Below are 19992 nucleotides of genomic sequence, written 5' to 3'. Positions count from 1 at the left end.
GCAAGGGACGGGCATACGGGGGATGCGGGCGTTCCGGTCAGCGGCCGCGGTAGGCGCTCTGCAGCGCACGGCTGATCGCCCGTGCGCCGGTGCCGGGCCGGAAGGCGGTGCTGGTGGCCTGGATGAGAGCGGTGGTGGCCGTCGCCGGTACGTAGAGATCAGGCAGCAGCACCTGGCTGACATCGTTGTCAGACAGTCGTTGCGCCTTGGCGACCAGCGGGAAGTCGGTGCTGAGGGTCTTCGTCCGTACGGACATGTCCCGGCCCGCCTCCGTCACGAAGCGGGAGATCACCTCGGGCCGGTAGAGGAACCGTACGAACTTCTCGACCAGCGGCAGCTTCCTGCGGCCGTTCGGGCTCACCCACAGCCCGCAGACGGTGTGGGCGCGCAGCACGGTCGGCCGGTCGTGGGCCGCGTCGCCGGGCACCGGCCAGCCGCCCACCCGGGTGACCGCCGCCGTCCGCTTCGGCACCTTGGCCAGCGCCGATGACATCGCCGACTCCGCCGCCGCCCGCCCGGAGTTGTACTGCGTGGTCATGGAGTCGGAGGTCAGCCCCTGTGCGTTGTCGGCGAAGACGCCGGCGTCCCGCAGCTGGGTGAAGAGCTCGATGCCGCGCATCGCGCCCGCCTCGCCGAAGTCGCCCGAGGTGAAGAGCCGTGCGGCGTCCGCGCGCGGCAGATACGTCTGGATGATCTGGGCCAGCAGCTTCTGCCCGGTCCAGTCGTTGCCGCCGATCGCGACCGGCGTGCGGCCTTGTCCGCGCAGCGCGTCGGCGGCGTCGATCAGCCCGTCGACCGAGGTCGGCGGCTCCTCGATGCCTGCCTCGCGCAGCAGGTCGAGGTTGAACGCCACCGGCCAGTTCGTGCCGAAGTAGGGGAAGGCGCGCAACCGCCCGTCGCCGTCCGTCCACTCCTGGAGCGCCGCCGGCAGTACCCGCTCGCTCAGCCCCCAGTCGTCGAGATATCCGCCGACCGGCACGGTGGCCTGCACGTCCGTCCAGGCCAGGGTCTTGTCGTAGAGGTTGACCATGGCGATGTCGGCTTCCTTGCCGGCGAGCCTGGCCGTCTCGTAGACCTGCGAGAGGTCGTCGCCATTGGTGACGTGCCGGACGGTGACCCCGCGGTGGCTGCGCTCGAATTCCCGGATGACGGACCGGAAGGTCGGTGCGCCGGGGGCGATGCCGGCGAGCTGGCTGTGCACCACCAGGGTGTGGGGGTCGTCGGCCGCGGCACCCCAGGCGCCGCAGCCGGCAAGGGCCGGAGCCAGCGCGGCAGTTGTCCCTGCCAGGAACCGGCGGCGACTCAACGCAGGGCTCACCCGGGACCTCCAGATGGGGGTTGGTGTATCGGTACACCGGAAAGCTATGCAGGGGCCTGTCCCGCGTCAATACCCCTGCTGCCCTTGCTGCCGGCCGGCGGACGGGAGGCGCCCGGGGGAGGGGGAGCGGCGGGCGGCCCGCCGCCGCGCCGAAGGCCTGGGGCGTCCGGCCGCGGGGCTGAAAACTCGTCCGTCACACCCGTTCAAGCGACCCGCCCCCGTCGTCTACAGTTGCAGAAGTACGCAATTCAACAGGTGACGCGATAGCCGGTCGTTCGGAACGCGGAGGGTATGCGTGGGCGGTTTCGCCGAATCGGTACAGGAACGGGTGCGCGACGCCCGCGCGGCCCTCGCCGCGGCGCGGGCGGCGGACGACGCCTACGCGACCGCCGTGGCGGAGGACGAACTGGACGACGCGGTGCGGGTGGCCCGCAATGTCGGCGTCGACCCGGATGCGGGGCCCGCTGCGGAGCCCGGAAACGGAGCGTCGGCGTGAACGGCGCGTGGGTCCCGCTCTATCAGGCGAAGGCCGAATTCTTCCGGATGCTGGGCCATCCGGTCCGTATCCGTGTGCTGGAGCTCCTCCAGGACGGCCCCCTTCCGGTGCGCAGCCTGCTCACCGCCATCGAGGTCGAACCGGCCGCGCTCTCCCAACAGCTCGCGATCCTGCGCCGATCGGGCATTGTGACCGCGACCCGCACCGGCTCCACCGTCGTCTACGAACTCGCCGGCGGCGACGTCACCGAGCTGCTGCGCGCCGCCCGCCGGGTCCTGGCCGATGTGCTCACCGGACAGCACGCGCTGCTCGCCGAGCTGCGGGACGCCGAGGCGTGCGGGTCCGCGGACCGCGGCGTGGCGGATCGCGGTGTGCCGGCGGCCGGCGGTGTGGGAGCGGTGTCGTGAGGTACGTCCGCCCGTCCGCCGCCTCACCGCGGTCCGCCACCGGTCACCCTCGTGTCCGCACGGAGCACTGCCACGGCCGGCGTCGGCCGTCCGGTGCGGGGGCCGGGTGATCGCGGATGGCCGGCGCATCGAGGCGTAAGGGACCGCCGCCGTGGCGGGCGGTCCGCTCACGCACCTGCATACCGGCGGCCTCGGGGCGGCCCTGCCGCGGACGCCACCACGGACGAGGACCGTTGGGCACCGCACCCGGACGCGGCCGCACCTGCCCGGAGATCGTGGCCCGGCCTCGCAGCTCCCCGCGCTGCGGTGTCCGGAGGAACGGCACGAACGTGACCCCCGCCGTCCGCCCCGGCACGCAGCTGGCCCGACTGCCCGGCGCGGTACGGCCGCTCTCCCTACCCGTCCGCCGCAGCCTGTGGCGACGGATACTGCTCTACATCGTCGTCACCCAACTGCTGCTCGTCTTCCTGGTCCTGGTCGTCTACCTGGGCCGGCACGCGGGCACGTAACGGAGAGGCGGACGACGGAGGAGGCGCGAGAGGCGCTGGTGGGCCGGGTACTCGCGCACCCGGCCCGCGCCCCTGCCATTCCGGCCCTCATACCGCCGTGGCCCCGGCCCCGCGGGCCGCCGCCTCGCGGCACCTGCTCCGCCACAGCCACCCCGTGTCGCGGCCGAACGACCAGGTCAGCAGCGCCAGGGCGGCGGCCACGAGGGCGAAGGCGGCCGCCCGGGGCACGATTCCGGCGCCCGCCACGACCAGCACGATTCCCTGCAGCGCCGCGACGGTCTTGCGGGCCGGGCTGGGGGGCAGCGGGCCGCGCATCCAGGGCAGCAGCCAGGACGCCGCGACGAAGACGTACCGCATGGCGCCGATGCACAGCACCCATGGGCCCAGGGGTGTCGCCACGTACACGCACAGCACCAGGATGAGGAAGGCGTCGACCTCCATGTCGAAGCGTGCGCCCAGTGGTGTCGCCGTTTCGGTGCGGCGTGCCACGTGCCCGTCGACGGCGTCCAGGATCAGGGCGACGGTGGCCAGGCCGATCAGTGCCTCGACCGGGGCCTGTCCGCCGAAGGAGTCGGCCACCAGCGCGGCCACCCCGCCGACGAGCGTCGCACGGGCCAGCGTGACGCGGTTGGCGGGCCCGAACGAACGGGTCCACGAGCGGCGCAGGGCGTGGGTGAGAGCGGCCCAGGTCGCGACGGCGAACGCCGAACCCGTCAGCCATCCGGCGGGCCCCAGCCCGACCGCCCGGCAGATCACCTCCAGCAGCACCATCTGCACGCCCACGCCCGCAGTGGTGTCCGGCCCGAACGGCCGTGTTCCATAGCGCTCTTGCAGGGCCACCGCGCCTCCCGGGACTTGTGGCGGAGTCGAAGAGTGCCGCGTATCGTGACGGCGGCACAATGATCTCCAGCATTCATGAACGATCGCGATAGCGTCCAGGAGGGCCCCGATGCCGCGCGTCGCCCGTGCCTTCTGGCTCAACGCACCAGGTCAGGGCGAGATCCGGAGCGTGGCGCTGCCGGACCCCGGCGCCGGCGAGGTGACGGTGCGCACACTCTGCTCGGGTGTCAGCCGCGGGACCGAGACCCTGGTATTCCGCGGCGGTGTCCCCGAGAGCCAGCACACCGCGATGCGGGCACCGTTCCAGGACGGTGACTTCCCGGCACCCGTCAAGTACGGCTACCTCAACGTCGGCGTCGTCGAGGACGGCCCGCGGGCGCTCCTGGGCCGTACGGTCTTCTGCCTCTATCCGCACCAGACGCGCTATGTCGTCCCGGCGGGCGCCGTCACCCCGGTGCCCGACTCCGTCCCCGCCTCCCGCGCCATCCTGGCCGGCACGGTCGAGACCGCGGTGAACGCCCTGTGGGACGCCGCGCCGCTGATCGGTGACCGGATCGCCGTGGTCGGCGCCGGGATGGTCGGCAGCGGGGTCGCCGCGATCCTCGCCAAGTATCCGGCGGTCCGGGTGCAGCTGGTCGACGCGAATCCGGAACGGGCCGCGGTGGCCGAAGCGCTGGGTGTGGACTTCGCGCTCCCCGGTGACGCACTGGGCGACTGCGACCTCGTGGTGCACGCCAGTGCCACGGAGGAAGGGCTCGCCCGGTCCCTCGAACTCCTCGCCCCGGAAGGCACCGTCATCGAGCTCAGCTGGTACGGCGACCGGAAGGTCAGCCTGCCGCTGGGCGAGGCCTTCCACTCCCGCCGGCTCGTGGTCCGCAGCAGCCAGGTCGGCGCGGTCTCCCCGGCCCGCCGCGGCAGCCGCAGCTACGCCGACCGGCTGGCGCTCGCCCTCGACCTGCTCGCCGACCCCGCCTTCGACGCGCTGATCACCGGCGAGTCCGCTTTCGACGACCTGCCGGCGCTGCTGCCCCGGCTCGCCGCGGGGGAGCTGCCGGCGCTGTGCCACCGCATCCGCTACGACGCCGCCGCCGAGTAGCCTCCGAGGCCGCCGTGCCCGACCGCTGACCGCAGCCGCACCGCCCAGCACATCCGCTACCCCGTGGAGGAACCCTTGTTCAGCATCACCGTCCGCGATCACCTGATGGTCGCGCACAGCTTCCGCGGTGCGGTCTTCGGGCCGGCGCAGCGCCTGCACGGCGCGACCTTCATCGTGGACGCCACCTTCCGGCGCGCCGAACTCGACGCGGACAACATCGTGGTCGACATCGGCCTGGCGACCCAGGAACTCGGCGGTGTGGTCGGCGAACTCAACTACCGCAACCTCGATGACGAACCGGCCTTCACCGGCATCAACACCTCGACGGAGGCGCTGGCCAAGGTCATCGCCGACCGGCTCGCGGACCGGGTGCAGGCCGGGAACCTCGGCGAGGGTGCGCGCGAGCTGTCCGGCATCTCGGTCACGCTGCATGAATCGCATATCGCGTGGGCGACGTACGAGCGCACCCTGTGACCCGGTCCGGCGGGCCCCCTCCGGCGGCGGAACGCACGGTGCACTTCGTGCTGCCCGGCGACGTCGACGACCCGGCCGCGCCCAGCGGCGGCAACACCTACGACAACCGCGTCTGCCGCGAACTCCCCGCGGCGGGCTGGCAGGTGCGCCGCCACACGGTGCGAAAGAGCCGCTCACGCGCGGCCGACGCGGACGCCGAACCGGCGCGAATACTGCGCGAGTTGCCGGACGGCGCGGTGGTCCTGCTGGACGGCATCCTCGCCTGCGGCGCCCCCGGCGCGCTCCTCCCCGAGGCCGACCGGCTCACGCTCGCCGTCCTCGTCCATCTCCCGCTGGCCGACGAGACCGGGCTCGCCCCCGGACGGGCGGCCGAGCTGGACGCCCTGGAGCGCCGCACCCTGCACGCCGTACGGGCGGTGATCGTCACGAGTGAATGGGCCGCCCGCCGCCTCGTCGCCCACCACGGGCTCGATCCGGCCCGGGTGCATGTCGCCGCGCCGGGCGTGGACGCCGCCCCGCGCGCCCCCGGCAGCGACGGGGCCACCCGGTTGCTGTGTGTCGCGTCCGTCACCCCGCGCAAGGGGCAGCGCCGACTGGTGCGGGCCCTTGCGCCGCTCGCCGACCGGCCCTGGACCTGCGATCTCGTCGGAGGGCTGGACCGCGATCCCGGCTACGTCGCCCAACTGCGGCGCGAAATCGCCCGGTTCGGCCTCGCGGAGCGGATCCGGCTCACGGGCCCCCGGACGGGCGCGGAGCTGGACGCGCGCTATGCCGCCGCCGACCTCCTGGTGCTCGCGTCGTACGCCGAGACCTACGGCATGGTGGTCACCGAGGCGCTGGCGCGGGGCATTCCGGTGCTGGCGACGGCGGTGGACGGGGTCCCGGAAGCCGTCGGCCGGGCCGCCGACGGCAGCGTGCCGGGGCTCCTCGTACCCTCGCAGGACCAGGCGGCGCTCACCGCCGCGCTGCAGCGCTGGCTGACCGACCCGGAGTTGCGCCGCGGGCTGCAGGCCTCGGCCCGAGGGCGTCGTGCAATGCTGGAGGGGTGGGAGATGACGTCGCGCAATCTGGCCAGGGTGCTGGAACGACTTCGGCACGAACCCAGGAGAGCCGCGTGAACACGGCAGAACGACCCCGATTCGCCCCGGAATGGCTGGAGTTGAGGGAGCGTGCCGATGCCGCCGCCCGCGCTCCCGAGCTGCTGCGCCCGCTGCGTGAGCGGCTGACACCCCTGCCGCCACCGACGGGCCGGCCGGGCAGCCCCCGGAGACTGGTGATCCGCGACCTCGGCTGCGGCACCGGCTCCATGGGACGCTGGCTCGCGGTCCGCCTGCCCGGCCCGCAGCACTGGATCCTGCACGACCACGACCCACTGCTGCTGGAGCACGCCGGCCGCCGGATGCCCGCAACCGCCGCCGACGGCTCCCCTGTTACGGCCGCCACCGAGCGCGGCGACCTCGCCCGCCTCACCGCGGAGCACCTGGCCGGCACCTCGCTGGTCACCGCCTCCGCACTGCTCGACCTGCTCACGCACGCCGAGGTGGAGGACCTCGCCGAGGCCTGCACCGACGCCGGTTGCCCGGTGCTGCTGGCCCTCTCGGTGGCCGGACACGTCGAGCTCTCCCCGTCCGACCCGCTCGACGCCGAACTCGCCGCCGCCTTCGACGACCACCAGCGCCGCACGGACCGGGGCCGCCGGCTGCTCGGTCCGGACGCGATCGCCGTGGCGACCGAGGCGTTCGAGCGGCGCGGCGCGACGGTCCGGGTGCAGGCCAGCCCCTGGCGGCTGGGCAGCCCCGAGGCGGCCCTGACCGCGGCCTGGCTGCGGGGCTGGGTCGGTGCCGCCCGCGAGGCCCGGCCTGAACTCGGGCCCCGCGCCGACGCCTATCTGCGCCGCCGCCTGGAGACCTGCGCGGCCGGTGAGTTGAACGTCGCGGTGCACCACACCGATCTGCTGGCGCTGCCCCGCATACCCTCGGGGGCCGTGTGACGAAGCGATCCGCCTGGGCGTGGCTCAAGATGCTCGCCGGTGCGGGCATCCTCACCGCTCTGCTGTGGCACATGGGAACGGGCGCCTTCCTCGACGGACTGCGCACCATCGACGCCGGCACACTGCTGGCCGCCCTCGCCCTCGGCCTGCTGACCACGGTGTTCAGCGCCTGGCGCTGGTGCCTGGTGGCCCGTGGCCTCGGTCTGCGACTGCCCCTGGGGCAAGCCGTCGCCGACTACTACCGCGCGCTGTTCCTGAACGCCGCACTGCCCGGCGGCGTCCTCGGCGACGTCCACCGCGCCGTGGGGCACGGCCGGGACGAAGGGGACGTCGCACGAGGCATACGCGCGGTGGTCCTGGAACGCGCCGCCGGCCAGCTCGTCCTCCTCGTCGCGGGCGTGGTGGTCCTGCTCGCCGACCCGTCCCCGGTGCTGGCACGGGTCGGCCACGCGCTGACCACGCCCGGCGCCGAGCTGCTCGCCGCCCTGGTGTGCGGGCTGCTGATCGCGACCGCGGGCTGGCTGAGCTGGAGCGGTGGTACATCACGGGCCGGGCGCATGGTGCGCGGCACGCTGGCCGAGGCGCGCCGGGCCCTGCTCACCCGCGCCGCCTTCCCCGGCATCGCCCTCTCGTCCCTGGTCGTTCTCGCCGGCTACCTCGGGATGTTCCTGCTCGCCGCCAGGGTCGCCGGAGCGACCGCGCCGGCCGCCGAGTTGGTGCCGTTGATGGTGCTGGCGCTCCTCGCGATGGCGCTGCCGCTGAACATCGGCGGCTGGGGCCCCCGCGAGGGCGTCGCCGCCTGGGCGTTCGGCACCGCCGGGCTGGGCGCGCCGCAGGGGCTGGCCACCTCAGTGGTCTACGGCGTGCTCGCCTTCGTCGCGGGTCTGCCGGGCGCCGCGGTGCTGCTCGTCCGGTGGGCCGCCGGGCTGCGGGCCGACCGCGCCGGCCGTCCGCAGGTCGAGTTCGAAGAGCGTGTCCTCGCCGAGGGCGTCGCGGCGCAGCGGCGGACGTAGCGCCTCCCGCATCACGGGCGTACCGGGAAACCGCAGGCCGGGGACGCCGTCGCCGAGCAGCACCGGCGCGACCGTGACATACAGCCGATCCAGCGCCCGCTCCTGGAAGAAACGGGAGACGGTGACCCCGCCGCCCTCGACGAGCACCCGCCCCAGGCCGCGCCGGGCGAGGCTCTCCAGCAGGCGCCGCGGGCCGAAGTCCCCGGCATCGGGCAGCGCCAGTACGTCCACGCCCGGCCCGGCTCCCTGCCGTGCCGCCGCGGTGTCGGCGCCCACCACCCACAGCGTCGGCGCGGCACCGTCGGTGAACACCCGGCGCCGCAGCGGCACCCGGCCCCGCGGATCGAGCACCACCCGCACCGGATGGTCCCCCGCGCAGGCGCGCACCGTCAGCTGCGGATCGTCCGCCACGGCCGTGCCCGCCCCGACGATCACGGCATCGGACAGCGCCCGCAGCCGGTGCAGATGGCAGCGGTCCGCGGCCCCGGTGACATAGTCGGCGTCGCCCGTACGCGTCGCGATGAAACCGTCCAGGCTCTGCCCGAGCTGGGCGACCGCCGTCCGCGGCCCGGCCAGGCACAACGGCAGATAGCGCGCGGCCAGCCCCGCCGCGCCGGGCGAGGCGTCCGGCTCCCACCGCAGCCCGCCGTCCCCGTCCGGCACCAGCCCTGCCGCCTCGGCGTCGTGGGCGGTACGGACCCGGCGCAGCCGCTCCCAGGCCGCCGCGGTGTCGAGTACCTCCGGCGAGTGCCCGGTCATGACAGCAGCTCCGCATACGCGTCGAACGCCTCGGCGAGCCCGGCCAGCAGCTCGCGGCCCTTCGCGGCGGTGGCCAGCGAAGGGCGGCCGATGACACCGGATTCGGTGTACGGCGCCATGCCGAGGGTCAGCAGATGTCGGCGGTCATCGGCGAGGTGGTCGGCCGATTCGTGGCCGGGCCCGACCAGTTCGGGATGGGCGTGCAGCAGGAGGGAGGTCTCGATCTCGCCCGCGTGCATATCGCTGTGGAGTGTGGTGCGCACCCCGGCCCTGGCGCGCGCCGCGTCCCAGTCGGCGGAGCCCGGGAAGAGCGCCATCCGGGTGCCGCTGCCGGCGGATTCCTGCACCACGTTGCGCAGCACGTAGTTCCCGCCGTGCCCGTTGACGAGGATCAGGGTGCTCACACCGGAGCGGCGGAGTGACGCGGCGATGTCCGTCACCACGGCGTGCAGGGTCCGGGCCGAAATGCTGACGGTGCCCGGCCACGCGGCGTGTTCGTGCGAGCAGGAGATCGTCAGCGGTGGCAGCAGCTGGACGGGCCGGCGGGCCGCGATCTCCGCCGCGATGGTGCAGGCGATGACCGTGTCGGTCGTCAACGGGAGGTGGGCGCCGTGCTGTTCGAGGCTCCCGATGGGGAGCACGGCGAGTGGCGCCTGCCGCGCCCGGACGTCCTGAGTGGTGTCCGTCGGCAGCAGGCCGGAGGCCGAAGTCCGTTGTCCCGGAACGGTCATGGTGGGGTGCGGCCCTTTCGTCGCTGACTTGCGGATACGTCGTGCGCGGGCTCGCGCGCGGGCCCGGGTGTCATCGTGCACGCGTCATGATGCCCGCGTCACCCGGTCGGTGTCCCGGGCGGGTCGGTCCGTCACTGCCATGACGCGTTGGGCCGCACGAATGTGACAGGGGTCGGGCACCGAGGCGCGTGTTTCGGAATATGCGGCCGGAACGCCACCGATACCCGGCGGAATCGGATACCGGCTTCAACCCGGGCGTCCCGTGCGCCAGTTGCTTCCGATTCCAGGAGTTGTAGCGATGTGCGCGAATTCCGCCGTTCGAATCCCGGCCTGGGTACGATCGCCGCATGACGGACCCCGATGCCGATGTCGCGTTCGATGATGCCGCTCTTGCGCCGCGCGTGGTGCGACCGTCCCCGGCCGGCGTACGCGTTCCCGCGGATCCCGCCCGTATCGCCTACGTGGAACGGGTGGTGGAGGTCCGGCTGCCCACGGCCCACGGTGTGTTTCTCGCCGTCGGTTATCTGGACCGCCGCAACGGAATCGAGCAAGTGGCCCTGGTCCATGGCGAGGTGGCGGGGCAGGCGGCGCTGACCCGGGTGCATTCGGAATGCCTGACCGGCGATGCCTTTGCCTCCACGCATTGCGAATGCGGTGGCCAATTGTCCGCGGCGCTGGAAGCGATTGTGGCCGAGGGCAGCGGAATTCTCGTCTACCTCCAGGGCCACGAGGGCCGGGGAATCGGACTGCTGGCCAAGCTTCGCGCGATGAAACTGCAGGAGGACGGGCTGGACACGGTCGACGCGAACCTCGCACTCGGTCTGCCGGTGGACGCCCGCGAGTACGGTGCCGCGGCCGGCATTCTCCAGGACCTCGGGGTCCGGTCGGTGCGGCTGCTGTCCAACAACCCGCGCAAGCGCGAGGCGTTGACGCGGCACGGCGTCACCGTCACCGAGCAGGTCCCGCTGCTGATGCCGCCCGGCACCGAGAACATCCGCTATCTGCGGACAAAGCGGGAACGGCTCGACCACGACCTGCCCCACCTGGAGGGCATTCCCGGCCTGTCCTGAAGGAGGCGCGGCAGATCCGCACCCCGGACGAGCGGCAGGGCCCGCGACGATGGTCACGGGCCCTGCACCGGTGCGTGCGCAGCGGGTTCCGCGTCAGGAAGCGGCGGTCGCCGCCTCGGCAGTGGTCACCTCGTCCGGCTCGCCGGCCCGGGCGGCTTCCCGGGGCTGGACGACGCGCTCCGCGAGGTGGCCGAAGAGCAGCCCGAAGGCGGTCCACAGCACCAGTTGGATGGCGATCGCCGACAGCCGGAACTGCCACAGCAGCCCACCGGAGAAGCCGTGCGGCACCTCGTTGAAGGACGGCAGGAAGGCGTACGCGAGCCCGATGGCCACGACGAACGCGGCGCCGCCCGCCACCGTGGCGTACCAGTTGCCCAGCTTGGGAGCGAGCCGCCGGCCGAGGAGTGTCGCGGCGACGGCCAGCAGGATGCTGAGCAGCATCATCAGGAAATACAGCGCCGTGCGGGTGCCGATGGTGTCGGGGTCACCCACGGACGGCGGGTTGGCCGGGTACTTCAGGAACGGTACGAGGTAGCCGGCGACCAGCGCCGCGCCGGCCAGCAGCACGGCCGTGGGCCGGGCGCCGAAGCGGCCGATGCGGCCCAGCGCGAAACAGAAGGCCAGGGCGGCGATCCCGCCCAGCGCCACGCCGTAGACCAGCACGCCGGTCGCCAGCCCCGCCGTGGACTGCAGACCGCGGCTGACGACCTCCATCCCGTGCTCGTGTTCGTGGCTGTGCGACTCCTCGAAGGCGATGGCGGCATTGACCCGTGGTTCGCCCAGGAAGTAGGCGACGACGAGTGCGGCCACACCGGCGGCCAGACCGGCGAGCATGCCGCGCATCAGGAGATTTCTGATGGTGACGGAGTTCATGGGTGCGGCGTCCGATCAGTGGCAGGGGAAGCCGAGGAGGTGGCGTCCGTCATGGACCCACTCGTGAACGTCCGTACCGGAGAGCAGCGAGGTGGCGCCCTGCTCCGCGCCGATGAAGTAGAGCAGGACCAGCATCAGGACGCCGAAAAACAGCGCCCATGGGGCGATCGCCTTGAGCGGGAGCGTGGCCGGGGTGACGGCGCCGGTGGCCGGGGGTGCGATGGTCGAAGCCATGGCGGGGGACCTCCTGATGGGGGGAACTCGCGTCCCTGTGGATGGAGTGCGTAACGACATGCCGGGTCTGGCTCGCCCGGCCCCGGCCCCCGTTGGGGCTGGTCAGAACCGGACATACAGTGGCGCGACCGCGCCGGGATCCCACCGGCTTCCGTCATGTCGTCGTCAATATCATCGGGAAGGTACCGCGAACCGACGGCCGGGCCAAGGCCACGCAGGGGGCGGAAGGGTGCAGGACCGGGCGCGCGATTCGGCCAACTCGGCGCTGTGCCGAGCCTGTTGCCGCCACCGAGGCAGTGAAAGTAGGGGTCATGACAACCCGGGTGATGCTGATCTCACCGGCTGCGGGCGACGCCCGGCGTGAGGTGCGATTCGACGACGACGGCCCGCTCGGTGCGGCGGGCCTGCGCCGTGCCCGCGCCGCTGCCGCCACGCTGCCGGCCGCCGCCCGCACCTTTGTCTCGCCGTCGCTGCGGTGCCGGATGACGGCCGACGAGCTGGGCCTGACCCCGGCGCCCGAGCCCGCGCCGGCCGGGTGCACGATGGGCCGCTGGCGGGGCCGGACGCTGGCGGAAGTGGCGGACGCCGATCCGGCGGACGTGGCCGCCTGGCTGTCGGACCCGGGTTTCACCGGGCACGGCGGGGAATCGCTGCGGCAGCTCTGCGACCGGGTCGAGGGCTGGCTGACCGGGCTGGCCGCCGACCCGGGGCGGGTGACCGCCGTCGTCGAACCGGACGTCGTACGGGCCGCGGCGGTGTGCGCGCTGGGGGCGCGGGTGGAGGCGTTCTGGCGGCTGGATGTGCGTCCGCTGACCTCGACCGAGCTGAGCGGCCGGAGCGGTCGCTGGAATCTGGGCCTGGGGTGCGCGCTGGGCGCTGCCTGAGGGGTCGGCGGTGGCTCCGGAAACTTTTCCGCCCGAAAACTACACATAAAGGCGACATAAGCGCAGAATGGGGTGTGCGCGGTCCCATACCACGCGAAACGGCCGGACTTGCGAATGAAGGAGGCGAGTCGCATGGCCGACGTCTCACACAGCAGGGGAGACCTCGCAGGTCACCCCGACGTTACCGAGATGCAGGCTCGATACGATCGCGTTCTCGGCGGACGTGATGTCGTACTCGTGGACGGGCCGGTGTTCCTCGTCGGCCTGTACTGCGCCGCTTCACCATGGATCGTCCATTACACGAGTTCGCAGCCCGCGCTGGTGGTCCACAATCTCATCTTCGGCATCGCGATCGCCCTCCTGGCGCTCGGGTTCACCGTCACACCGGACCGTATGTACGGCCTGAGCGGGGCGATGTGCGCGATGGGCGTCTGGATGATCGTGTCGCCCTGGATCGTCGGCACCGGCCCGGACAAGGGCGTCATCTGGAACAGCATCGTCATCGGTGCTCTCACCTTCCTGCTGGGCGCGATGTGCGTCGGTGTGGCAGCGAGGAGCCGCCGCTCCACGTAAGCCACTCCAGGTAGCGCGGCGATCCCGCGCGCACGTGGGACAACCGCCGGTGTGCCGACCGTCCACGGACGGTGAGCGCGTCGGCGGTCTGCTGTCGCCGTGCACCTGTGCACCTGTGCACCCGTGCGCGTTCCGGCGAGTGCCGCATCTTGCGGTGCAGGCCTCGGCCGTTGGCGTAGCCGGGACAAGTAACCGCCGCGGCCTCCGGGGCGGCCCTGCGTCAGCCGTGCGCGGTCGCGGTCCCGGTGCTGTCCGGAGCCGGTTCGGGTGCGGGCGCCGATTCGGGCGGAGAAGCCGGGGCCGGGGCCGGGTCCGAAGCCGTAGTCGCCGTCGCCTTCGCCGTCGCCTTCACGGTCCTGCGGAGGGCGCGGCGGGCCAGCGGCTCGGTCCATCGGGCGGCGAGCGGGCCGAGGATGACGAGAATGAGGACGTAGGCGGTGGCCAGCGGGCCGATCCGCGGCTCGACGCCGACGGCCAGCCCGGCGATGACGATGGAGAATTCGCCACGCGCCACCAGCGTGCCGCCGGTCCTCCAGCGGCCCGCGGACTTCACCCCGGCGCGCCGGGCCGCGTACCAACCGGTGGCCACCTTCGTCCCGGTGGTGACCACGGCCAGGATCAGCGCCGGGACGAGCACGGGCGGGATGGCGGCCGGATCGGTGTTGAGCCCGAAGAAGACGAAGAAGACCGCGGCGAACAGATCCCGCATCGGCGTCAGCAGGTGGTGGGCGCCCTCGGCGACCTCACCGGACAGCGCGATGCCCACGAGGAACGCACCGACGGCGGCGGAGACCTGGAGCTGCTGGGCGACGCCCGCGACCAGCACCGTCAGACCCAGGACGACCAGCAGCAGCATCTCGGGGTTGTCGGAGGAGACCGCCCGGCTGATCAGCCGGCCGTGGCGGAGCGCGAGATAGAGGACGGCGCCGACGGTGCCGAGCGAGATGAGCAGGGTGAGGCTGCCGCCGGCCAGGCTCATTCCCGCGAGGAGGGCGGTGAGCAGCGGGAGATAGACCGCCATGGCGAGGTCCTCGATGACCAGGACGCCGAGGATGACCGGGGTTTCGCGGTTGCCGAGCCTGCCGAGGTCGCCCAGGACCTTGGCGATCACTCCGGAGGACGAGATCCAGGTGACGCCGGCCAGCGCCACCGCCGCCACCGGGCCCCAGCCCAGGACGAGTGCGGCGACCGCGCCGGGCACCGCGTTGAGGGTGAAGTCGACGATGCCGGAGGGGTATTGGGTCTTGAGGTTGGTGACCAGCTCCGAGGCGCTGTATTCCAGTCCCAGCAGGAGCAGCAGCAGGATGACGCCGATCTCGGCCCCGGTGGAGACGAATTCCTCGCTGGCGTTCAGCGGGATCATTCCGCCATGGCCGAAGGCGAGGCCGGCGAGGAGGTAGAGGGGTATCGGGGAGAAGCCGACCCGTCCTGCGAGCCGGCCGAGTATGCCCAGGCCGAGGATGATGGCCCCGAGTTCGATGAGCAGCGCGGTGGTGTCGTGCACGGGCGTCTATCCTCCGGTGATCAAAGCGGCGACGGCGTCCACGCCTTCCCGGGTGCCGACGACGACAAGGGTGTCGCCGAGCGCGAAGCGGAAGTCCGGAGTGGGCGAGGGGAAGGCGTCGGTACGGCGCAGTACGGCGACGATGGAGGCCCCGGTGCGGGTGCGGGCCTGGGTGGCGCCCAGCGTCCGGCCTGCGTACGGAGAGCGCTTGGTGACCGGTATGTGCTCGGTGACCAGGTCGATTTCCAGGTGCTGGCGCAGATGGGCGACGGGGTCGGGGACGAGGAGTTTGGACAGCGCGATCGCCTCCTGCGGGGCGAGCGTCGCGGCGTCCTTGCAGCTGTCCTCGTCCTCCGGGTCGTGGAAGGCGAGGATGCGCCGGCCGTCCTGGTGGACGACCACCGACAGCTTGCGGCCGCCTTCGGTGGTGAGGTCGTAGCGGGTTCCGACCCCCGGGAGGGAGGTCTTGGCGACGTGGGCCGATGGTTCCATTGATGCGCTCCATGCGGGCGTGCTGGACGGCGTGCGGGCGGTGAACCGCCCCTGGACGGGCGGCCTCCGCGACGCGGGCGGCGGCCACCGGTCAGGCATTGTGCATCACGGCGCCGGGCGGCCGGAGGGTACGGCGTCCCGCGTCACGAACACGCGATGCCGGGCCGTGGTGCGACGGATGGGCGCCGGCCCGGACAGGACAGCCCCGGTCAGCCGGCGCTGCCGGTATCGGGAATGCCGCTGCGGGCGCAGGGGGCGATACGGCAGGCGCGCGGGGCGCGGGAGGCACAGTGGGCGCGGCGTACGACGGCGGTGCGGGCCGTGTCGAAGACGGGAACGGCCGGCGCCTCGATGCCCGCCTGCATGTCCCGTCCTCCCGCCACAACTGCTGCGCCACGACCACGGCGCCGCCCACGGCAACCGCCCGCCGTCTGCGGGGCCTGTCGCTCCATGCGGCGCGTTGACCACTGGGTGTGCAGTTTAACGTAGGATGAATTGGCCGGTTTGGGGGTGCCCGGGGACGAACGGCGCCTCAGGGCGCGGCAACCGGCGTCACTTCACCGCAGGCTTCAGCGTCCCGCCGCGCGTCCACCCCTTCGGGGCGTGCCAAGGCCCGCCGTTCGTCAACGTCACCCCTGGCGGGGAGCGGGCGGCACCCGTCGTCGGGGCCCGCTGCGGACGGGGTCGGCGCCGGGGTCGAAGAGATGGCCGGAGAGCCCGGCGAGGATCAGGCCGCCGGCGATCAGCAGGCCCTGTGCGAGGACGATCCCGGTGGCCAGGCTGCCGGCTGCCGCGGCCAGCACCAGCCAGGCGGCCGGCCGCCGGGCACCCCACGGCCGGCGGCCATACCCCGCCGTTCCGGGGAGGCCGGCCGCCGGGCCCCGGGCCGGTGCCCGGGAGGTGCGGGCAGCCTCCTCGTGCCGGAACTGCTCGGCGAAGCGGCCGAGTTGGTGTTCGTCATCGGGGGACACGGGGCGTCCCTCCTCTCCCGGATCGTGCGGTCGTGGCAGGCGGTCACGTCACGAAGGGCACCGTCGCAGGGGCGGCGGCACTTCGCGGTCCCTCGGTGTGCGACTCCACCGCCATCGGGGGTGTCACCCCTTTCCGGGGCGGTGAACCTGTAGGCGGGACGGTGGCCGAAGCGGCGCCCGCTGCGGGGCCGTACGGCGGCCGCAACGTCACAGGCGTTGTGCCCTGCCGGGGGCGGCCGCTAACGCCCGTGGCGCCGTCGGCCGGGGAGGAACCGCGTCCTGACGCACGCAATCCGGTCACTCGGCACCCGCGGCACATCCGCCCGCCACGACCGTCCCGTCACAGCCGTCCCCTCCGTCTGGTGGAGTAGGGGGAAGAACCGCCCGCGCCCGTGGGCGCAGCAGAGCCGGAAAGGGACCGACGAGATCCGATGAGTGACGACGACTCCGTACTCCTGCACACCGAAGGCCGCGCCGGATACCTCACCCTCAACCGGCCGCGCGCCCTCAACGCCCTCAACCACGCCATGGTGCGACGGATCGACGAGGCGCTCACCGCGTGGGAGCACGACCCCGCCGTGGCGACCGTGGTGATCGGCGGTGCCGGTACGCGCGGACTGTGCGCCGGCGGCGACATCCGCTCCATCCACGACGATGCCCGCGCCGGCGGCGGGGAGGCGTCGCGGGCCTTCTGGCGTGACGAGTACCGCCTCAACGCGCGGATCGCCCGCTACACCAAGCCCACGGTCGCGCTGATGGACGGCATCGTGATGGGCGGCGGCGTCGGGGTCTCGGCGCACGGCGACGTACGGGTCGTCACCGACCGTTCCCGTATCGCCATGCCGGAGACCGGTATCGGCTTCGTCCCCGACGTCGGTGGGACCTACCTGCTGTCCCGCGCACCGGGCGAGGTGGGCACCCACCTCGCGCTCACCGGCGACGCGGTCGGCGCGGCCGACGCGTTGCTGTGCGGGCTCGCGGACCACTTCCTGCCGTCCGAGCGGCTGCCGGAATTCGGCGCCGCGCTCGCCGGCAGCGAACTGCCGGACGCTCTCCGGCGGTTCGCCGCCCCCGCCCCGGACGGTGAACTGGCCGCACACCGCGGGTGGATCGACGCCTGCTACGCCGCCGGGACCGTCGAGGAGATCGTCGACCGGCTGGAGCGGGCCGGCGAACAGGGCGCCAAGGAGGCCGCCGCGACCCTGCTGAGCAGGTCGCCCACGGCCCTCAAGGTCACCCTCGCGGCGCTCCGCAGGGCCCGTGGGCTGGGCACTCTGGAGGAGGTCCTGGATCAGGAGTACCGGGTCTCGTGCACCGCGCTGGGCTCGCCCGATCTGGTGGAGGGCGTACGCGCCCAGATCATCGACAAGGACCGCAACCCGCGCTGGTCGCCGTCCCGCCTCCAGGACGTGCCGGCGGCGGAGGTCGACCGCCACTTCCGCCCGTTGGGCGCTGCCGAGTTGGGGCTCGCGCAGAGCCGCCCCACCGCCCTCTGACCGGCAACGACGGCCGACGGGAAGAGCGGCAGGTCCGGCCCGCCCCATCGCGGCGGGCCGGACCGGCCGGCCGCACAGTCTGACGTACCGTCGGCGCCCCCCGGCGCGGCAGCCCGGCCTGCGGCCGGCACCCGGCAGGTGCGAGCGGCGGGCCCGCGCGGTGATCGGTGGCGAGGCGGCGGTGCCCTGCGGGGGCTTTCCGCAGGGCACCGGGGAACGGAAGGTCCGGAGTGCTCCGTCAGCCGGATTCTGCCGGGTGTGGTCCGGCGTCGTACGCGGCCCGGTCCGCCGCCTCACCGGCCAGGGTGTACAGCAGGTCGTAGGCCGTGCCGATCATGTGGCAGGTGCGGCCGCGCCGGGTGGCGACGGCGACGATGCCCGTGCCGGACGCCGGGTGGTAGCCGAGGAAGGCCTGCTGGCCGAAGGTGGCGCCCACATGGAAGAGCAGCGGGCCGCCCGGTGCGGGGTGCTGATACCAGGTCAGCGTGTGGGTGTTGCGGTGCCGCCAGCCCCGGCGCAGCAGCGGCACCTGCACCGCGCGCAGCGCCCGGTCCAGCGGGGTGCGATCGGGGAAGAGGTGCGCCTCCAGGTAGGAGAGAAGGTCCCCGGGGGTGGCGCGGACGGCTCCGGCGGAGAGGAATCCGCCCATGTCGGCGCCGGCGACCGGAGTGCTGCCGTTGGTCCGGTGGCCGACCGCGTCGGTGCCGGTGGCGCCGGGGCCGAGGGTGACGCCGGTCAGCCCGAGCGGCTCCAGCACCCGTTCGGCGAGGAGCGTGGCGTAGTCGGCGCCCGCGGCCCGCGCCATCGCGGGGCCGAGCAGCGCGAGCCCGAAGTTGGAGTAGTGCCAGTGGGCGCCGGGCGGGTGCCGTGGCCGGGTGCGGGCGAAGGTGTCCAGCAGCCGCGCGGTGTCGTAGCGGGCATAGCCGTTGGCGTACGGGTGCAGCAGGGCGCCGGCCACCAGGTCGGTGGGGATGCGGGGCAGCCCGGCGGTGTGGGTGGCCAGATGCCGCAGGGTGATCTGCCGGGAGCGGGCGTACCGCAGCGGCAGGTCCGGCAGATGTCCGGTGAGCGGGTCGTCGAGGGCGAGCACACCGGACACCGCCAGGTCGGCGAGCAGCAGCACGGTGAACGTCTTGGAGAGCGATCCGAGTTCGTAGCGCAACGCGTCGCGCGGCATGGGCGGCGCGAGCGCGCTGCCGCCGGTGACGACGGTGCGCCGGCCGTGCCGGGTGACGCCGAGCACGAGGTCCGGGGCGTCCATCAGGGTGAGCGCTTCGGTGAGGCGGTCGGCGAGAGCGGTGTCGGTGTCCGCGGTGTTCATCGGGCGGTGTCGGCGGACAGGGCGCGGGAGGTGGCCATGGCGGACGCGAACGCGGCGACCAGGGTGGGGTGGTGGACGAGGTCGAAGACCTCCGCCGGGTCGCCGTGCGGCATCCCGCGCTGTACGGGCATCGCCCCGTCGGGGGACTGCGCCGCCGCGTACCGTTCCCACATCCGCGCGTCCAGGGTGGGGCGCGGCAGACAGGCGTCGACGACGAGGAGTTCGCCGAGCAGGTCCCAGTGTTCGAGGTCGGCCCATTCCGCTGTCCAGGCGGGCAGGTACAGCGCGAGGTAGTCGGCGAGGGCCGGTGGGATCCGGTCCGGATGCTCGCCCCAGTTGGTGAGGTGGAAGACGGTGTGCGTGAGGTCGTAGGCGATGTGCAGCTGTACGGTCCACGGTTCCGGCAGCCGGCCGAGCCAGGTGCGCTCCACGGCCTGCCCGAAGTCGGCGCTGGGTGTCAGGCCGAGTTTGCGCTCGGCGTTGAGCACACCGAGCCGCCGGTTGGGCACCATCTCCAGTGCCGTCCAGGTGGTGGTGAGCCGGCAGACCTCCAGGGCCGACTCCAGGCCGGGGTGGCGGTGGCCCAGTTCGTGGAAGGTGCCGTACACCTCCAGGGGCACGGGCGAGAGCGGTTCGTCGTGCTGGAGGGCGGCCAGGACGTTCCCGCCGTCCAGCAGGTCGCGCCAGGCGAATTCCAGCAGCTGTCCGGCGCTGCGGTGCTGGCGGGAACCGGCCACGCCCTCCCGGAACAGCACCTGCATATTGATCGCCAACTCACCGATGGGCTTGAGGCGTTCGATGACACCGCCGCTGGTGGCCCGGTCCTGCGGGGTCAGCCGGAAGTGTTCACGTTGCGCGTCGAGCCAGCTCAGGGCGCGGTCGCCGACGGCGTGCAGCAGTGCGGGGGGTGCGGCCGTCACGGTCACGGTGCGCTCTCTCTT

At 73.2% G+C, this 19992-nt stretch carries 23 protein-coding genes and 1 pseudogene; 12 read left to right on the top strand and 12 right to left on the bottom strand.

What is annotated here, in order from left to right:
• Window positions 1-37 precede the first annotated feature (37 nt).
• A complete protein-coding gene (locus ACIRQ7_RS09170; protein WP_404261118.1) occupies window positions 38-1318 on the bottom strand; it encodes an ABC transporter substrate-binding protein in 1281 nt (426 codons plus the stop codon).
• 295 nt (window positions 1319-1613) lie between these two features.
• Between ACIRQ7_RS09170 and ACIRQ7_RS09165 the strand changes: the two genes are divergently transcribed.
• From ACIRQ7_RS09165 to ACIRQ7_RS09155, 3 genes are all read left to right on the top strand, one after another.
• Window positions 1614-1814 (top strand): hypothetical protein, encoded by a 201-nt coding sequence (locus ACIRQ7_RS09165; protein WP_401468018.1) that lies wholly within the window; start codon window positions 1614-1616, stop codon window positions 1812-1814.
• On the top strand, window positions 1811-2221 hold the full coding sequence (locus ACIRQ7_RS09160) for an ArsR/SmtB family transcription factor (protein WP_401468021.1): 411 nt from the start codon (window positions 1811-1813) through the stop codon (window positions 2219-2221). Before ACIRQ7_RS09165 ends, ACIRQ7_RS09160 begins: the two co-directional genes overlap by 4 nt.
• Window positions 2222-2550: 329 nt before the next feature.
• Window positions 2551-2730, top strand: a complete 180-nt coding sequence (locus ACIRQ7_RS09155) for a DUF6126 family protein (RefSeq protein WP_404261116.1) — start codon at window positions 2551-2553, stop codon at window positions 2728-2730.
• A gap of 87 nt (window positions 2731-2817) precedes the next feature.
• Here ACIRQ7_RS09155 and ACIRQ7_RS09150 read toward each other — a convergent pair whose 3' ends face one another.
• The gene (locus ACIRQ7_RS09150; RefSeq protein WP_404261114.1) at window positions 2818-3570 is read right to left on the bottom strand and encodes a CDP-alcohol phosphatidyltransferase family protein; all 753 of its coding nucleotides are present in this window, start codon (window positions 3568-3570) and stop codon (window positions 2818-2820) included.
• Window positions 3571-3679: 109 nt separating this feature from the next.
• Between ACIRQ7_RS09150 and ACIRQ7_RS09145 the strand changes: the two genes are divergently transcribed.
• The 5 genes from ACIRQ7_RS09145 (at window position 3680) to ACIRQ7_RS09125 (ending at window position 8143) form a co-directional block, all read left to right on the top strand.
• The gene (locus ACIRQ7_RS09145; RefSeq protein ID WP_404261113.1) at window positions 3680-4666 is read left to right on the top strand and encodes a zinc-binding alcohol dehydrogenase; all 987 of its coding nucleotides are present in this window, start codon (window positions 3680-3682) and stop codon (window positions 4664-4666) included.
• Window positions 4667-4741: 75 nt separating this feature from the next.
• A complete protein-coding gene (locus tag ACIRQ7_RS09140) occupies window positions 4742-5140 on the top strand; it encodes a 6-pyruvoyl trahydropterin synthase family protein (protein ID WP_404261111.1) in 399 nt (132 codons plus the stop codon).
• The gene (locus tag ACIRQ7_RS09135) at window positions 5137-6258 is read left to right on the top strand and encodes a glycosyltransferase family 4 protein (protein WP_404261110.1); all 1122 of its coding nucleotides are present in this window, start codon (window positions 5137-5139) and stop codon (window positions 6256-6258) included. Before ACIRQ7_RS09140 ends, ACIRQ7_RS09135 begins: the two co-directional genes overlap by 4 nt.
• A complete protein-coding gene (locus tag ACIRQ7_RS09130; protein ID WP_404261108.1) occupies window positions 6255-7130 on the top strand; it encodes an SAM-dependent methyltransferase in 876 nt (291 codons plus the stop codon). The genes ACIRQ7_RS09135 and ACIRQ7_RS09130 overlap by 4 nt, the downstream gene beginning before the upstream one ends.
• Entirely contained in the window at window positions 7127-8143 is a 1017-nt protein-coding gene (locus tag ACIRQ7_RS09125) for a lysylphosphatidylglycerol synthase transmembrane domain-containing protein (protein ID WP_401468039.1), read from the top strand. The genes ACIRQ7_RS09130 and ACIRQ7_RS09125 overlap by 4 nt, the downstream gene beginning before the upstream one ends.
• 102 nt (window positions 8144-8245) lie before the next feature.
• On the opposite strand, the pseudogene ACIRQ7_RS09120 reads toward ACIRQ7_RS09125, so the two are convergent.
• Window positions 8246-8902, bottom strand: a pseudogene (locus ACIRQ7_RS09120) (RibD family protein); the annotation flags it as partial.
• Window positions 8899-9633 carry a creatininase family protein gene (locus ACIRQ7_RS09115; protein ID WP_404261106.1) on the bottom strand — a complete coding sequence of 245 codons (735 nt, stop codon included), beginning with the start codon at window positions 9631-9633 and terminating at the stop codon, window positions 8899-8901. The pseudogene ACIRQ7_RS09120 and the gene ACIRQ7_RS09115, both read right to left, overlap by 4 nt.
• A 461-nt stretch (window positions 9634-10094) precedes the next feature.
• Here ACIRQ7_RS09115 and ribA point away from each other — a divergent pair, with 461 nt between their 5' ends.
• Window positions 10095-10703, top strand: coding sequence for a GTP cyclohydrolase II (gene ribA, locus ACIRQ7_RS09110; protein WP_404261365.1), 609 nt, complete (start codon window positions 10095-10097; stop codon window positions 10701-10703).
• A 93-nt stretch (window positions 10704-10796) separates the two neighbouring features.
• On the opposite strand, the gene ACIRQ7_RS09105 is transcribed toward ribA, so the two are convergent.
• Window positions 10797-11576, bottom strand: coding sequence for a CbtA family protein (locus tag ACIRQ7_RS09105; protein WP_401468050.1), 780 nt, complete (start codon window positions 11574-11576; stop codon window positions 10797-10799).
• Between the two features lie 15 nt (window positions 11577-11591).
• The gene (locus ACIRQ7_RS09100) at window positions 11592-11810 is read right to left on the bottom strand and encodes a CbtB-domain containing protein (RefSeq protein WP_404261104.1); all 219 of its coding nucleotides are present in this window, start codon (window positions 11808-11810) and stop codon (window positions 11592-11594) included.
• 311 nt (window positions 11811-12121) lie between these two features.
• Between ACIRQ7_RS09100 and ACIRQ7_RS09095 the strand changes: the two genes are divergently transcribed.
• Window positions 12122-12694, top strand: coding sequence for a histidine phosphatase family protein (locus ACIRQ7_RS09095; RefSeq protein ID WP_404261103.1), 573 nt, complete (start codon window positions 12122-12124; stop codon window positions 12692-12694).
• Window positions 12695-12826: 132 nt separating this feature from the next.
• Window positions 12827-13267, top strand: coding sequence for an SPW repeat protein (locus tag ACIRQ7_RS09090; protein WP_404261102.1), 441 nt, complete (start codon window positions 12827-12829; stop codon window positions 13265-13267).
• Between the two features lie 220 nt (window positions 13268-13487).
• On the opposite strand, the gene ACIRQ7_RS09085 is transcribed toward ACIRQ7_RS09090, so the two are convergent.
• From ACIRQ7_RS09085 to ACIRQ7_RS09070, 4 genes are all read right to left on the bottom strand, one after another.
• Window positions 13488-14771 (bottom strand): cation:proton antiporter, encoded by a 1284-nt coding sequence (locus ACIRQ7_RS09085; protein WP_404261100.1) that lies wholly within the window; start codon window positions 14769-14771, stop codon window positions 13488-13490.
• 6 nt (window positions 14772-14777) lie between these two features.
• Window positions 14778-15263: a cation:proton antiporter regulatory subunit gene (locus tag ACIRQ7_RS09080; protein WP_404261099.1), complete on the bottom strand. Its 486-nt coding sequence runs from the start codon at window positions 15261-15263 to the stop codon at window positions 14778-14780.
• A gap of 209 nt (window positions 15264-15472) precedes the next feature.
• On the bottom strand, window positions 15473-15628 hold the full coding sequence (locus tag ACIRQ7_RS09075; protein ID WP_404261097.1) for a hypothetical protein: 156 nt from the start codon (window positions 15626-15628) through the stop codon (window positions 15473-15475).
• A gap of 264 nt (window positions 15629-15892) precedes the next feature.
• Window positions 15893-16234 carry a hypothetical protein gene (locus tag ACIRQ7_RS09070; RefSeq protein WP_404261096.1) on the bottom strand — a complete coding sequence of 114 codons (342 nt, stop codon included), beginning with the start codon at window positions 16232-16234 and terminating at the stop codon, window positions 15893-15895.
• Between the two features lie 431 nt (window positions 16235-16665).
• On the opposite strand from ACIRQ7_RS09070, the gene ACIRQ7_RS09065 reads away from it, so the two are divergent.
• Window positions 16666-17730, top strand: a complete 1065-nt coding sequence (locus ACIRQ7_RS09065; RefSeq protein ID WP_404261095.1) for an enoyl-CoA hydratase/isomerase family protein — start codon at window positions 16666-16668, stop codon at window positions 17728-17730.
• A 238-nt stretch (window positions 17731-17968) separates the two neighbouring features.
• Here the strand turns inward: ACIRQ7_RS09065 and ACIRQ7_RS09060 are convergent, their stop codons facing one another.
• Window positions 17969-19051: a serine hydrolase domain-containing protein gene (locus ACIRQ7_RS09060; protein WP_404261093.1), complete on the bottom strand. Its 1083-nt coding sequence runs from the start codon at window positions 19049-19051 to the stop codon at window positions 17969-17971.
• Window positions 19048-19977, bottom strand: a complete 930-nt coding sequence (locus tag ACIRQ7_RS09055; RefSeq protein ID WP_404261092.1) for a DUF6895 family protein — start codon at window positions 19975-19977, stop codon at window positions 19048-19050. The genes ACIRQ7_RS09060 and ACIRQ7_RS09055 overlap by 4 nt, the downstream gene beginning before the upstream one ends.
• Window positions 19978-19992: the final 15 nt, after the last annotated feature.

The sequence above is a fragment of the Streptomyces sp. NPDC101393 genome, assembly GCF_044767385.1.
Lineage (GTDB): Bacteria > Actinomycetota > Actinomycetes > Streptomycetales > Streptomycetaceae > Streptomyces.
This window is presented reverse-complemented; position numbering and strand designations above follow the sequence as displayed.